At 71.7% G+C, this 13,223-nt stretch carries 11 protein-coding genes; 5 read left to right on the forward strand and 6 right to left on the reverse strand.

Features of this window, described 5'->3' with window-relative positions; all coding sequences use genetic code 11:
• Positions 1–13: 13 nt before the first annotated feature.
• From ACFVT5_RS32305 to ACFVT5_RS32315, 3 genes are read left to right on the forward strand one after another with little or no spacing between them, the layout of a single operon-like run.
• Positions 14–1,657, forward strand: coding sequence for a sugar ABC transporter ATP-binding protein (locus ACFVT5_RS32305; RefSeq protein WP_389895649.1), 1,644 nt, complete (start codon positions 14–16; stop codon positions 1,655–1,657).
• The gene (locus ACFVT5_RS32310; protein ID WP_389895312.1) at positions 1,650–2,612 is read left to right on the forward strand and encodes an ABC transporter permease; all 963 of its coding nucleotides are present in this window, start codon (positions 1,650–1,652) and stop codon (positions 2,610–2,612) included. Before ACFVT5_RS32305 ends, ACFVT5_RS32310 begins: the two co-directional genes overlap by 8 nt.
• Entirely contained in the window at positions 2,609–3,631 is a 1,023-nt protein-coding gene (locus ACFVT5_RS32315; protein ID WP_389895314.1) for an ABC transporter permease, read from the forward strand. Before ACFVT5_RS32310 ends, ACFVT5_RS32315 begins: the two co-directional genes overlap by 4 nt.
• Before the next feature lie 127 nt (positions 3,632–3,758).
• Here the strand turns inward: ACFVT5_RS32315 and glgC are convergent, their stop codons facing one another.
• Positions 3,759–4,976 carry a glucose-1-phosphate adenylyltransferase gene (glgC, locus tag ACFVT5_RS32320; RefSeq protein ID WP_389895316.1) on the reverse strand — a complete coding sequence of 406 codons (1,218 nt, stop codon included), beginning with the start codon at positions 4,974–4,976 and terminating at the stop codon, positions 3,759–3,761.
• Between the two features lie 18 nt (positions 4,977–4,994).
• Positions 4,995–6,158 (reverse strand): glycogen synthase, encoded by a 1,164-nt coding sequence (glgA, locus tag ACFVT5_RS32325; RefSeq protein ID WP_389895651.1) that lies wholly within the window; start codon positions 6,156–6,158, stop codon positions 4,995–4,997.
• A 360-nt stretch (positions 6,159–6,518) separates the two neighbouring features.
• Here glgA and ACFVT5_RS32330 point away from each other — a divergent pair, with 360 nt between their 5' ends.
• Positions 6,519–7,724 (forward strand): DMT family transporter, encoded by a 1,206-nt coding sequence (locus tag ACFVT5_RS32330; RefSeq protein WP_389895318.1) that lies wholly within the window; start codon positions 6,519–6,521, stop codon positions 7,722–7,724.
• 72 nt (positions 7,725–7,796) lie between these two features.
• Here the strand turns inward: ACFVT5_RS32330 and ACFVT5_RS32335 are convergent, their stop codons facing one another.
• Together ACFVT5_RS32335 and ACFVT5_RS32340 are read right to left on the reverse strand one after the other, a co-directional pair.
• Positions 7,797–9,128, reverse strand: coding sequence for a transglycosylase family protein (locus ACFVT5_RS32335; protein ID WP_389895320.1), 1,332 nt, complete (start codon positions 9,126–9,128; stop codon positions 7,797–7,799).
• Positions 9,129–9,309: 181 nt separating this feature from the next.
• Positions 9,310–10,284, reverse strand: a complete 975-nt coding sequence (locus ACFVT5_RS32340; RefSeq protein ID WP_389895321.1) for an acetylxylan esterase — start codon at positions 10,282–10,284, stop codon at positions 9,310–9,312.
• Positions 10,285–10,384: 100 nt separating this feature from the next.
• Here ACFVT5_RS32340 and gndA point away from each other — a divergent pair, with 100 nt between their 5' ends.
• Positions 10,385–11,824, forward strand: coding sequence for an NADP-dependent phosphogluconate dehydrogenase (gene gndA, locus ACFVT5_RS32345; RefSeq protein ID WP_389895323.1), 1,440 nt, complete (start codon positions 10,385–10,387; stop codon positions 11,822–11,824).
• Between the two features lie 378 nt (positions 11,825–12,202).
• On the opposite strand, the gene ACFVT5_RS32350 is transcribed toward gndA, so the two are convergent.
• The gene (locus ACFVT5_RS32350) at positions 12,203–12,880 is read right to left on the reverse strand and encodes an arylsulfatase (protein ID WP_389895325.1); all 678 of its coding nucleotides are present in this window, start codon (positions 12,878–12,880) and stop codon (positions 12,203–12,205) included.
• The gene (locus ACFVT5_RS32355) at positions 12,877–13,221 is read right to left on the reverse strand and encodes a GNAT family N-acetyltransferase (RefSeq protein ID WP_389895327.1); all 345 of its coding nucleotides are present in this window, start codon (positions 13,219–13,221) and stop codon (positions 12,877–12,879) included. Before ACFVT5_RS32355 ends, ACFVT5_RS32350 begins: the two co-directional genes overlap by 4 nt.
• Between the last annotated feature and the right edge of the window lie 2 nt (positions 13,222–13,223).

Genomic DNA, 13,223 nt, shown 5'->3' on the forward strand with positions numbered 1-13,223 from the left:
GCCGGCGACGGACGTGCTGTCCGTCGCCGGTCTCACCAAGACGTTCCCCGGCGTCCGCGCGCTGGACGGCGTCGACTTCACGGCACGCTCCGGCGAGGTGCACGCCCTGATCGGCGAGAACGGCGCCGGGAAGTCGACGCTGATCAAGGTCCTGACGGGGGTGTACGCGCCGGACGCGGGCGAGGTCCGTTTCCAGGGCCGCCCGGTGCGTTTCCACACCCCGCTCCAGGCCCAGGACGCCGGGATCTCCACGATCTACCAGGAGGTCAACCTCGTCCCGCTGATGACCGTGGCCCGCAATCTGTTCCTGGGCCGCGAGCCCCGCGGCCGTCTCGGTCTGATCGACTTCCGCCGGATGCACCGGGCCGCCGACGAGGCGCTGCGCGACCTCGGTGTCCGGGTCGACGTACGCCGGCCGCTGCGTGAACTCGGCGTCGGGGCCCAGCAGATGGTGGCCCTGGCACGGGCGGTGTCGGTGGACGCGCGGGTCGTCGTCATGGACGAGCCGACGTCGTCCCTGGAGCCCCGCGAGGTCCGCACGCTGTTCGGAGTGATCCGGATGCTGCGCGAGCGGGGCATCGCGGTGGTCTATGTCAGCCACCGCCTCGACGAGTTGTACGAGGTGTGCGACACGGTCACCGTGCTGCGGGACGGTCGGCTCGTGCACACGGGCCCGCTGGCCGGCCTCGACCGGCTGCGTCTGGTGTCCCTGATGCTCGGCCGCGAGATGGGCGAGGTGCGCCAGGAGGGCCTGACCAAGTTCAGCGGCGGCCATGACACCGACGCCGAACCGGTACTGCGCGCCGAGGGGTTGACGGTACGTCACCGACTGCGCGCGGTGTCCGTCTCGGTACGTCCGGGTGAGGTCGTCGGGCTCGGCGGGCTACTCGGCTCGGGTCGCAGCGAGACCGCGAAGGCGGTGGCGGGCGCGTTGCCGCCCGATGCGGGCCGGGTGATCGTCGCCGGGATCCCGGTACGCACCGGTTCGACACCGGCCGCCATCCGCGCCGGGATCAGTCTGCTGCCCGAGGACCGCAAGGCCGAGGGCATCGTGCCCGGTCTCTCGGTCCGCGAGAACATCGCCCTGGCCGCGCTGCCCGGCCTGTCCCGGTTCGGCCTGGTCGACGAGACCCGGATCGACCGGATCGTCGACACCTTCATGAAGCGGCTGCGGATCAAGGCGTCCGGGCCGCACCAGAAGGTCGGCGAACTCTCCGGCGGCAACCAGCAGAAGGTGCTCCTCGCCCGCTGGCTCGCCATGAATCCCAAAGTGCTGCTCCTGGACGAGCCGACCCGCGGTATCGATGTGGGCGCCAAGGCGGAGGTGCAGAAACTGATCGACGAACTCGCCGACGAGGGCCTGGGCGTGCTGCTGATCTCGTCCGACCCGGAGGAGCTGATCGAGGGCTCGGACCGCGTCGTCGTCCTCAAGGACGGCGCGGTGGTCGCGGAACTCACTGGCGACGACGTGACGGAGGACCGGCTGATGCGGGCCATCGCGGCGGAGCCGGACGCCACGGCCCTCACGGACCCCACGGTTCTCGCGGACGCCACGGCCCCCGCAGACGCCACGGCCGCCACGAAGGCCCCGGTCCCGACGGACACCCCGGCCGCCGCTCCCTCGTCGGCCCCGCCGCCGGAGGACCACCATGACTGAGCTGACACTCCCCCGCGCGGGCGCCGACCGTGAGCGCCTGCTGCGGCTCCTCCAGGACTACGGCGTCTATCTCGGCGTCGCCGTCCTGCTGCTGGTCAACATCGCCCTTACCCCGCACTTCCTGTCCGCCGAGAACTTCCGCACCCAGGCCGTCCAGGTCGCCCCCGTCCTCATCGTCGCGCTCGGCATGGCCCTCGCGATCGGCAGCGAGGGCGTCGACCTGTCGGTGGGCTCGGTGATGGCCCTCGCGACCTCACTCGTCTCGCTGTACCTGGGCTACGGGCCGTGGATCGCCGCCCTGGCCGCGATCATCGGCGGCATCGTCATCGGGGCCGCGAACGGCGCGCTGATCGCCTTCGTCGGCGTCCAGCCCATCGTGGCGACACTCGCGTTGATGGTCGCGGGCCGGGGCCTGGCCCTGGTACTGCTCCCCCAGCTCAAGGACGTCCGGGATCCGGGGATGGCCACGCTCGGCTCGGGCGATGTGCTCGGCATCCCTTATCTGGTGCTGATCGCCGCGGCGCTCGCGCTGCTCGTCGGATTCACCGTGAAGCGCACCACGTTCGGGCGTCAGCTCCTCGCCATCGGCGACAGCCGACCGGCCGCACGGCTCGCCGGACTTCCCGTACGGCGCGTGCTGATCCTCGTCTATGTGTGCGCGGGCGCGCTCGCCGCCGTGGCCGGGATCCTCGCGACGGCACGGCTCAGCGCGAGCGACCCGACCTCGCTGGGCAACCTGATGGAACTCTCCGCGATCACCGCCGTCGTGGTCGGTGGCACGCCGCTCACCGGTGGCCGGGTCCGGATCGGCGGCACCGTCGCCGGGGCGGTCCTGATCCAGTTGCTCACCGCCACACTCATCAAGCACGATCTGCCGCCGTCCTGGACCCAGATCGCGCAGGCCGTGGTGATCGTCCTCGCGGTCTACGCGGCGCGGGAACGGGGGAAGCGATGACGGACACCCTGACATCGAAGGCACGGCCGGTGAGCGTTCCCGAGGCCGAACCGGAGGGCGCGACCCGGTCCGAGCGGCTGAGCGCGCTCGCCCAGCAGCACGGCGCGCTGGTCACGCTGGTGGTCGCGGTGATCGCCGCGTCCTTCGCCTTCGACACGTTCCTGACGGGCGACAACCTGGAGAACATGGCGGTGTCGTCGGCGTTCCTCGCCGTCGTCGCGCTCGGTATGACCTTCGTCATCGTCACCGGTGGCATCGACTTGTCCGTCGGGTCGCTGTTCGCGCTCGGCGGGGTGCTCGCCGCCTGGGGCTCCCGGTACGGGACGGCGGTCGCGCTGCTTCTGCCGCTCGCGGTCTGCGGACTGATCGGTCTGGTCAACGGGTTGCTCATCGCCCGCTCCCGGCTCGCCCCCTTCATCGTGACCCTCGCCGCGATGCTGGGCGCCCGGGGCATTCTGCTGGCGGTCACCGACGAGGGCTCGACCACGTATCTCGTCGACAAGGACACCTTCTTCGCGACGCTCGGGCAGGGCAAGCTGCTGGGCGTCGGCGTCCCGGTGTGGATCACGGCGGCCCTGTTCGTCCTGGGCGCCGTGGTGCTGCGGCGCACCCGGTTCGGTCAGTACGTGTACGCGGTCGGCGGGAACGAGGACGCCGCCGCGCTGATGGGCGTCCCCGTGGCCCGTACGAAGATCTCCGTGTACGCCCTGTCGGGGCTCTGCGCGGGACTCGCGGGCGCCCTCAACGCGGCGTGGCTGGTGTCCGGTGTGACGATCCTGGGCTCCGGTATGGAGTTGGAGGCGATCTCGGCGGTCGTCATCGGGGGCACCCTGCTCAGCGGCGGGTTCGGCTTCATCAGCGGGTCCCTGGTCGGTGTGCTGCTTCTGAAGGTCATCCAGAACGTCATCAACCAGATCGGCTCGCTCGACTCGGCGTATCAGCAGGTGGTCAGTGGGGCGTTCCTCGCGGTGGTCGTGATCGCGCAGACCTGGCTCGGGCGCAGGCGCCGGGTGTTGTGAGATCGCGGGGGCGGCGCGCGCCACGAGGGCACGGGCGGCGCGCGCCGTGCAGGATGCGTGGGCGGCGCGCGCCACGAGGGCACGGGCGGCGCGCCGTGCAGGACGCGTGGGCGGCGCGCGCCGAGGGTCACATCACCCGCTGTCCCTTCCCCAGGGCGATGACCCCGCCCTTGGACACCGTGTACAACTCCTGGTCCCGCTCCGGGTTCACGCCGATCGTGGCACCGGCCGGCACCTCCACGTTCTTGTCGAGCACCGCGCCCCGCACCACCGCGCCCCGGCCGATCCGGACGTTGTCGTGCAGCACCGAGCCCTGGACCACGGCGCCTTCGCCGACGACGACGCCCGGCGACAGGACGGAGCGGGTGACCTGGCCCCGGATCACGCACCCGGGGCTGACGATCGACTCGCCCGCGATACCGCCGGAGCAGAACTTGGCGGGCGGCAACTGCCCCGCGTGGGTGTAGATCGGCCAGCGCCGGTTGTCCAGGTTGAACACCGGCTGGTCCGAGATGAGGTCCATGTGGGCCTCGTAGTACGCGTCGAGGGTGCCCACGTCACGCCAGTAGCCGTGATCGCGCGCCGTCTCGCCGGGCACATGGTTGCTGTCGAAGTCGTAGAGCTGGGCGACTCCGCGCTCGGTGAGGGACGGCAGGATCGAGCCGCCCATGTCGTGCACCGAGTGGTCGTCGTCGGCGTCCCGCTGGAGGGCGTCGATGAGGGCCTTGGTGGTGAAGATGTAGTTGCCCATGGACGCGAACACCTGGTCCGGCGCCCCGGGCAGCCCCGGCGGATCGGCGGGCTTCTCCAGGAAGTCCGCCACCCGGTGGCCGTCCGGCGCGGGCGTGATGACGCCGAACTGCGACGCCTCCGCGCGTGGCACCCGGATTCCGGCGACGGTGACGCCCGCGCCGCTCTCGATGTGCTGCTTCAGCATGTGCCGCGGATCCATCCGGTACACATGGTCGGCGCCGAACACGGCGATGTAGTCGGGCTGTTCGTCGTGGACGAGGTTCAGCGACTGGAGGATGGCGTCCGCGCTGCCGAGGTACCAGCGCGGCCCGAGCCGCTGCTGGGCCGGCACCGGGGTGATGTAGTTGCCGAGCAGGCTGGACATCCGCCAGGTGGTGGTGATGTGCCGGTCGAGCGAGTGCGACTTGTACTGGGTGAGGACGCAGATCCGCAGGATGTCGCCGTTCACCAGGTTGGACAGGACGAAGTCGACCAGGCGGTAGGTACCGCCGAAGGTCACGGCCGGTTTGGCGCGGTCCGCGGTGAGCGGCATCAACCGCTTGCCCTCGCCGCCCGCCAACACGATTCCCAGCACCGAAGGTCCTCCGCGCATGGACGCTCCCTCTGCCCGCTAAGCCGATTTCAGGGTTGACTCATACAACTCGGCCGTGCGCCGCGCCACCGCGTGCCAGCCGAACTCCCTTACCGCACGGTCGCGTCCGGCCGTGCCCATCCGCTCCGCCGTGTCCGGTTCGCCGACGATCCGGTTCAGGGCGTCGGCGAGACCTCGCTCGAAGGCGTCCGGATCCCGCTCCTCGTACGGCACGAGCAGGCCCGTCGAGCCGTCGGCGACGACCTCCGGGATACCGCCGACGGCGGAGGCGACGACGGGGGTGCCGCACGCCATCGCCTCCAGGTTGACGATGCCCAGCGGCTCGTACACGGAGGGGCAGACGAACACCCGTGCGTGGGTGAGGAGTTGGATCACCTCACCGCGCGGCAGCATCTGCGGGATCCAGTGCACCCCGGTGCGGACCGTGCCCAGTTCGTCCACGAGGGCGCGGAACTCACGGCCGATCTCGGGGGTGTCGGGGGCCCCGGCGCACAGGACGAGCTGCGCCTCGGGGGCGAGCCGACGGGCCGCGCGCAGCAGATGCGGCACGCCCTTCTGGCGGGTGACGCGTCCGACGAACAGGACGTAGGGGCGCTCGGGGTCGATACCGAAGCGGCGCAGGACGTCCGTGTCCGGGTCGGGGCGGTACAGCTCGGGGTCGATGCCGTTGTGGACGACATGCACCCGGCCCGGGTCGAGGGCCGGATAGCAGGCGAGGATGTCGTCGCGCATGGCGCCGGAGACGGCGATCACGGCGTCGGCGGCCTCGATCGCGGTGCGTTCGGCCCAGCTCGACAGGGCGTAACCGCCGCCGAGCTGCTCGGCCTTCCAGGGGCGAAGGGGTTCGAGGGAGTGCGAGGTCATCACATGCGGGACGCCGTACAGCAGCTTGGCGAGGTGCCCGGCGAGATGGGCGTACCAGGTGTGCGAGTGGACCAGTTCGCGGCCTTCGAGCGCGGCGGCCATCGCGAGGTCCACGGAGAAGGTGCGCAGCGCGTCATTGGCGCCGTCGAGCGCGGGCCAGGGCCGGTGGCGGACGAGACCGTCGGCCTTTCCCTCACCCCAGGAGTGCACTTCGAGGTCGACGAGCGAGGCCAACTCCCGGGCCAGGAACTCGACATGGACACCCGCTCCGCCGTACACGTCCGGCGGATACTCGCGGCTGAGCAGTCCCACTCTCACGCAGAACCCCCAGTCGTCGTGCCCGGCTCCTCCCTCATGGTCACCCACAGGAGGCCCCTGGGGAAGACCCCCGGGCCACGTGCTCCGCACACCACGGCACCCGACGTCCCCACAAGGAGCGATCAACTGTACGCGATGAGTGACGACCCTTAGGGCACTCCGGGATCTCCTCCCTCGGTCACCAACCCCAGGGAGGACAAGGCCCGGTGCGTACTCCATCGGCAGTAGGACCCATTGACAGCTCAGGGAGGACGACGGGAGCGCTTCGGCGAGAGATCGTAGAGATATGGAAGACGATCGTTCGCCGCGCCGGACGCGCCGCGCTCCGTGCGAGGGCCCCCGCAGCTCTTGGAGCCGCTCATGAGCGCCCTCGCGCTGGCCGCGCTGCTCTCCCTCGTCTCAGCCGTGGCGTACGCGGGCGGGGCGATCGTGCAGGAGCGGGTCGCGGTGACGTCGCCGCAGGGGGCGTACGCGCCGCTGCGCCGCGCCGTCTGGTGGGGCGCCGTCGCGCTGAACGGCCTCGGTGCGCTGCTGCACGTCGTGGCGCTGGCCTACGGTCCGCTGAGCCTGGTGCAGCCGCTGGGGGCGCTGACGATCGTGTGCGCGCTGCCCATGGCGGCGTTCTTCGTGGGCCGCAAGGCCGGGGCGACCGCGTGGCGCGGCGCGATCATGGCGACGGTCGGCCTGGCGGGCCTGCTGTCGCTGACGGGTATGGCCCACTCGCGGACGCTGGACGGCACCGAGCGGCTGCTGCTCGCGGTGGTGACCGGGGGCGCGATCGTGGCCCTGATGGTGGCGGCGCACGCGGTGCACCGGCACCCGGCGGTCCGCAGCATGCTGCTCGCGACGGCGGCCGGCATCGCGTTCGGCATCGCGTCGGTGTTCACCAAGACGGTGGCGGTGGACTGGACGGACGCGTCACCGAGTGTGGAGCTGACGAGCCTCGCGGTGATCGCGGTCCTCGCGACGGCGGGTCTGCTGCTTTCGCAGGCGTCCTACCGCGACGCGGGCCTCGCGGCGCCGCTGTCCACGGTGACCGTGGTGAACCCGGTGGTGGCCGCCGCGGTCGGCATCACGATGTTCGGCGAGACGTTCCGCTACGGCACGGCGGGCACGGTGCTCGCGCTCGGCTGCGGGGTCGTGGCGGCGGGCGGTCTGATCCTGCTGACGACCGAGCGGATCGGGTCGGCACGGCGCGAACAGGCCGCTGCCGAGGTCCTGCTCGCGGACGGGCCGGGCAACGCCACCGACCGGGGACCGGCCGCGGGCAGCGGTGCGGAGCCGGGTACCGCGCGGGAAGCGGGTACGGAGCCGGGCGCCGGGCGCGGCCCGGGTGGCGTCCTGGGACCCGACGGCGACAGGCACCTCGGAAAGGGTCACAGCACGGGCCACAGCTCGGGCCACAGCGCCGGTCACGACACGGGCCACGACGCCGGTCCGTCCATCGCGTTCGCCTCGGACGCGGAGGGGCGGTTGCCCGGTATGCCGGTGCAGCCGACGGCGGCGAGGCGCGAGCAGGCGTACCCGCGGCGGGTACTGCGCCCGCGGCCCCGCGTCAGGTCGTGACGCTCGTTCGGTGACCCTCGTTCGGGGACGCTCGTTCGGTGAGTCAGGGTTCGTGCGGCTGGTTGCGGCTGGTCAGATCCTGACGCCGCCCGCGCGGAGGTAGGCCAGGGGGTCTATGTCGGAGCCGAACGCGGGCCCGGTCCGTACCTCGAAGTGCAGATGCGGGCCCGTGACGTTGCCGGTCGCGCCGGAGCGGCCGATGCGCTGGCCGCTGACCACACTCTGCCCGGACTTCACGGAGATCGCCGACAGATGGGCGTACTGGGTGTAGCGGCCGTCGCCGTGCCGGATGACCACCTGGTAGCCGTAACTGCCGCCCCAGCCCGCCGAGACGATCTGGCCCGCGGCGACGGACTTCACGGACGTACCGGTCGGCACGGGGAAGTCGACGCCCGTGTGGTAGCCCTTCGACCAGTAGCTGCCCGTCTGGTGATAGGGCGTGCTGGGCGAGACACTGACGGGCGCCGAGAGAACGCTCTTGTGCTCGGCCGCCTTCGGCTTGGCGGCCTCCTGCTTCTTCGCAGGCTGCTGCTTCTTGACCGATTCCTGCTTTTTGACCGGCTGTTGCTTCTTGACCGGCTGTTGCTTCTTGACCGGCTGTTCCTTCTTGACCGGCTGTTCCTTCTTGACCGGCTGTTCCTTCTCGACCGGCTGTTCCTTCTCGACCTGCTTCTTCGCCGCCGGCTGCTTCTTCGCGGGTGCCTTCGGCTGCGCGGCCTGGCCGACGGAGAGTCGCTGGCCGGGGAGGATCAGGTCCGGATCGCCGCCCACGGTACGGCGGTTGGACTCGTACAGCTTCTGCCAGCCGCCGGGGATCCGACGGTCGTCGGCGATACCGGAGAGGGTGTCGCCGCGTACGACGGTGTACATCTCGGCGGTGCCGGCCCGGGACTGCGGAGTGGTCTCCGGCTTGACGTCCTTCACCTCGCGCGGAGCGGCCCGCTTCTCCGTGGTGGCCTGCCGCTTACTCGCGGTGGCTGATTCCTGCTGTTTCGCGGTCGCCGGCTGGATGTCCGGGGCATCACCGCCGCGCGAAAGTCCGGCGCGCACCGAGCAGGTCGGCCAGGCGCCGGGGCCCTGACCCTTGAGTACCTTCTCGGCCACGGCTATCTGCTGGTCCTTGGTGGCCAGGTCGGCACGCGACGCGTACGCGCGACCCCCGTACGCCTCCCAGGTCGACTGGCTGAACTGGAGCCCGCCGAAATAGCCGTTGTTGGTGTTGATGCTCCAGTTGCTGGTCGACTCGCAGGCCGCGACCTTGTTCCAGGTGTCCACGTCGGCGGCGTGTGCGACACCGGTGCCCAGGAGCGGCAGCGCCATGCCGGCGCCACCCGCCGTGACGGTGAGCGAGGCACGGTTGATGCGGTTCGGCTGGTATCTGCGGTGTCGGCCACGCACGGTCATGGCGGTCCCCCTCACTGTCCACAGGGGTGTCCCCCAAGGCATCAGGAGCCACGAAAGTAAGTGCTGCGAACAGGCCAGGACAAGAGGGTAATCGGCCGCTCACGTACGGCGAGGGTCGCTCAGTGTGAACTCCCGCGAGAGGGCGCCGAATTGTCCCCCGGCGCCCCCTCGCGTCGGGTCGTCAGCCTGTCAGGTACTGGGGCAGCCAGCGGAGTTGGACGTCCTGCTGGTAAGGGCCGCCGCCCTCGTGGTCGTTGAAGGAGTACACCTCCATCGCCCGCCCCTTTCCCGCATACGCGTTGAACGCCGCGAACACCGTCGACGGCGGGCAGGTCTGGTCCTCCAGGGCGGCCGAGAACAGCGCGGGCGCGCGGCCCCGCGCGGCGAAGTGCACGCCGTCGAAGTAGGAGAGGGTACGGAAGACCTGCTCCTCGCCGCCGCGCCGGGCCTTCAGATAGAGCGCGATCTCGCGGTACGGGTGCCGTTCGGTGAGTGTGGTGGCGCGCGGGAAGTCGCACAGGAACGGCACGTCGGGTGCTATCGCCGCGAGGTCGGGCACCAGACCGCCGACCGCGAGGGTGATGCCGCCGCCCTGGCTGACGCCGACCGCGGCGACGCGGCCCGCGTCGACCAGCGGGTGCGAGCGGGCCGCCTCGACCGCGCGCACGGCGTCCGTGAACAGACGCCGGTAGTAGTAGTCGTGCGGGTCCTCGATGCCTCGGGTCATATAGCCGGGGAAGGAGGGTCCGGAGCCGACCGGGTCCGGGGTCTCGCCGCCGGCCCGGCCGCTGCTGCCCTGGCCCCGGGTGTCCATCACGAAGTGCGCGAACCCGGCCGCCGCCCAGATCAGATGCATGTGCGGCAGGCCGCGCCCGCCGCCGTAGCCGATGTACTCGACGACGGTCGGCAGCGGAGCGGTCGTGCCCGCCGGGAGGATGAGCCAGCCCTTGACGGGGTGTCCGCCGAACCCGGCGAAGGTCACGTCGAAGACGTCCACGGCGGTGAGCGGCACGTCCACCGACTCGAACCGGGCGTCGAGGTCGTGCTCGCGGGCCTCGGAGAGCGTCTTCTCCCAGAAGGCGTCGAAGTCGTCCGGTTCCGTCGCGTCGGAACGGTAGGCACGCAATCGGTCCAGCGGGAGGTCGAAATGAGGCACTGAGGCTCCTTCGTCGTACACAGTGTCGACAGGACACGCTACGCCGCGGAGTGATACTGGCGATCACGACCGGCACCACCGATTTCAGGAGCTAACAGGCATGAGCACTACAGCCCAGATCGGCGTCACGGGGCTCGCTGTCATGGGACGCAACCTCGCCCGGAACTTCGCACGCAACGGCTATGCCGTCGCCCTGCACAACCGCACGGCGGCCCGGACCCGCTCGCTGGTGGCGGAGTTCGGCGACGAGGGCACCTTCGTGCCCGCCGAGACGGCGAAGGAGTTCGTCGCCGCCCTGGAGCGCCCCCGCCGTCTGGTCATCATGGTGAAGGCGGGCGAGCCGACCGACGAGGTGATCCAGGAGTTCGCCCCGCTCCTGGAGCCGGGCGACATGATCATCGACGGGGGCAACGCGCACTTCGCCGACACCCGACGCCGTGAGCGGGAGCTGCGCGAGCAGGGCATCCACTTCGTGGGCACCGGGATCTCCGGCGGCGAGGAGGGCGCGCTGCACGGACCGAGCATCATGCCGGGCGGCTCGAAGGAGTCGTACCACTCGCTCGGCCCGATGCTGGAGAAGATCTCCGCGAAGGCGTCCGACGGTGCTCCGTGTGTGGCGCACATCGGTCCGGACGGCGCCGGGCACTTCGTGAAGATGGTCCACAACGGCATCGAGTACGCCGACATGCAGCTCATCGGCGAGGCGTACCAGTTGCTGCGGGACGTGGCGGGGTACGGGCCCGCGCAGATCGCGGACATCTTCCGGACCTGGAACACCGGGCGGCTCGACTCGTATCTGATCGAGATCACGGCCGATGTGCTGTCGCACGTGGACGCCGCGACGGGCAAGCCGTTCGTGGACGTCGTGCAGGACCAGGCCGAGCAGAAGGGCACCGGGCGCTGGACGGTACAGATCGCGCTCGACCTCGGGGTGCCGGTGTCGGGCATCGCGGAGGCCGTGTTCGCGCGGTCCCTGTCGGGCCACGCGGAGCTGCGGGAGGCGTCGCGGGGACTCGCGGGACCGACCGCGCGGGCGCTCGGCGCGCAGGAGGCCGCGGCCTTCGCCGACCAGGTCGAGCAGGCGCTGTACGCGTCGAAGATCGTCTCGTACACGCAGGGCTTCCACGAGATCGCGGCGGGCAGCGAGGAGTACGGCTGGGACATCGACCTCGGTTCCGTCGCCACGATCTGGCGTGGCGGGTGCATCATCCGGGCGGCGTTCCTGGACCGGATCCGCGCGGCGTACGACGCCCGCCCGGATCTGCCGAGCCTGCTCTCGGACGAGGACTTCGCGCGGGAGATCGGCGCGGCGCAGGACGACTGGCGGGCGGTGCTGGTCGCGGCGGTGCGGCAGGGTGTCCCCACACCGGGCTTCGCGGCGGCCCTGGCGTACTACGACGCGCTGCGCGCGGAGCGGCTGCCGGCCGCGCTGACGCAGGGGCAGCGGGACTTCTTCGGCGCGCACACATACCGGCGTACGGACCGCGGCGGCTCCTTCCACACGCTGTGGGGCGGTGACCGTACGGAGGTGGAAGCCTGACGCGGGCCCCGCGCCGAGCGGGGCCCGCGCGCCGGTCAGCCGGGCTGCGGGAGCGGTTCCGGTCCCGGGGGTTCCGGGATCGGGGACGGTGACGGCGGCGGGACCGGGCCCGGTGGCTGGGGCGGCGGCGTGGGCCGCGGCCCCGGCGCGGGGCCCGGCTCGGGCCCTGGCTGGGGCCCCGGCTCCGGGAAGGGCTCCGGGTGGGGCGCGGGTCCCGGTGTGGGACCGGGCGGTACGGGGTCGGGGATCGGATGCGTCATCGGGGGCCTCCGAGGGTGTGGGGGGACGAGCCGGTACGAACCGACTCTTGGACTCTCCCACGCGTACCCGATGCCTTCGAGCCCACGCGACCGGGGATACCCCGGGAAGCCCTGCCCTCTAGCCTCGGTGGCCGTCGTGGCCTCGGTGCAGGACGGTGGCTGCTTCGGCCAGGCCCAGTCGGGGGCTGGTGAGTATCCGGGTCCGGGTCGCCGCGCGGTGTTCCGCCGGGGCCGTCGACACCTGGGCGAGGACGATCACGTCGGCGTCGGCGACGCCGTCCACTCCCTCCGCCACGGCGTCGACGTATCCCTCCGAGTCGCCCCGCGCGAACAGCTCCCAGGCCGCGTCCAGAAGAAGCACCCGGGTCGCGACGGGACGGCCCGCCCGGCGGGCCTCCTCCTCGATCAGCTCCAGCGTGGGCGCCACGGTCGAGGCCACCGTGGCGACGACGACCACCCGGGGCCCGGCGGCCACCGCGGCGGCGGCCATCGGCCGGTCCACCCGCAACACCGGCACCCCGTCCACGGGCCCCGGCGCCTCCGCGACACCCCCGATGGTGGAGCAGGTGCAGAGCACGGCCCCCGCCCCGTCCGCCACGGCGCGGCCCACCGCGCGCCGCACGTCGTCCGCCACCGACTCCGGTCCGTCCCGCCCGGCCCGCGCCAGCAGGTCCGGGTCCACGTAGTGGCGCAGTACGAGCCCGGGGTGGTCCTCGTCGCGTACGGCGTCGAAGACGGGGATGTGCAGGGGCGAGGTGTGCAGCAGGGCGAGCGGAGCCGCGGCGCCGGTCGTCACCACTGTTCGGGGTGGGCGGCCACGTACTCCCTGGCCGCGTCCAGCAGTTCGGGCGCGGCCACCGGCGCCTCGGCGGGATGGCGCGCGGCCCACTTCACGACGTACGGGCAGAGCGGCGCGACCGGCACCCCCTCGCGTGCGGCCATGGCGTACAACTCGCGTGCGAGGGACCCGGCGACGCCCTGCCCCTCGTACGCGGGCTCGACAATCGTGTGCACCGGTACGAGGGCGCGCCGCGGCTCCGTGAGGACGAAGTAGGCGATGTGTCCTGCCAGTTCGCCGCCCGCGTGCGCTTCGAGGCGGCCCGCGGCGCGGTCGTCCCGGATCTCGATGTCGGTCATCG

The sequence above is a fragment of the Streptomyces sp. NPDC058001 genome (assembly GCF_042886315.1).
Taxonomy (GTDB): Bacteria; Actinomycetota; Actinomycetes; order Streptomycetales; family Streptomycetaceae; genus Streptomyces.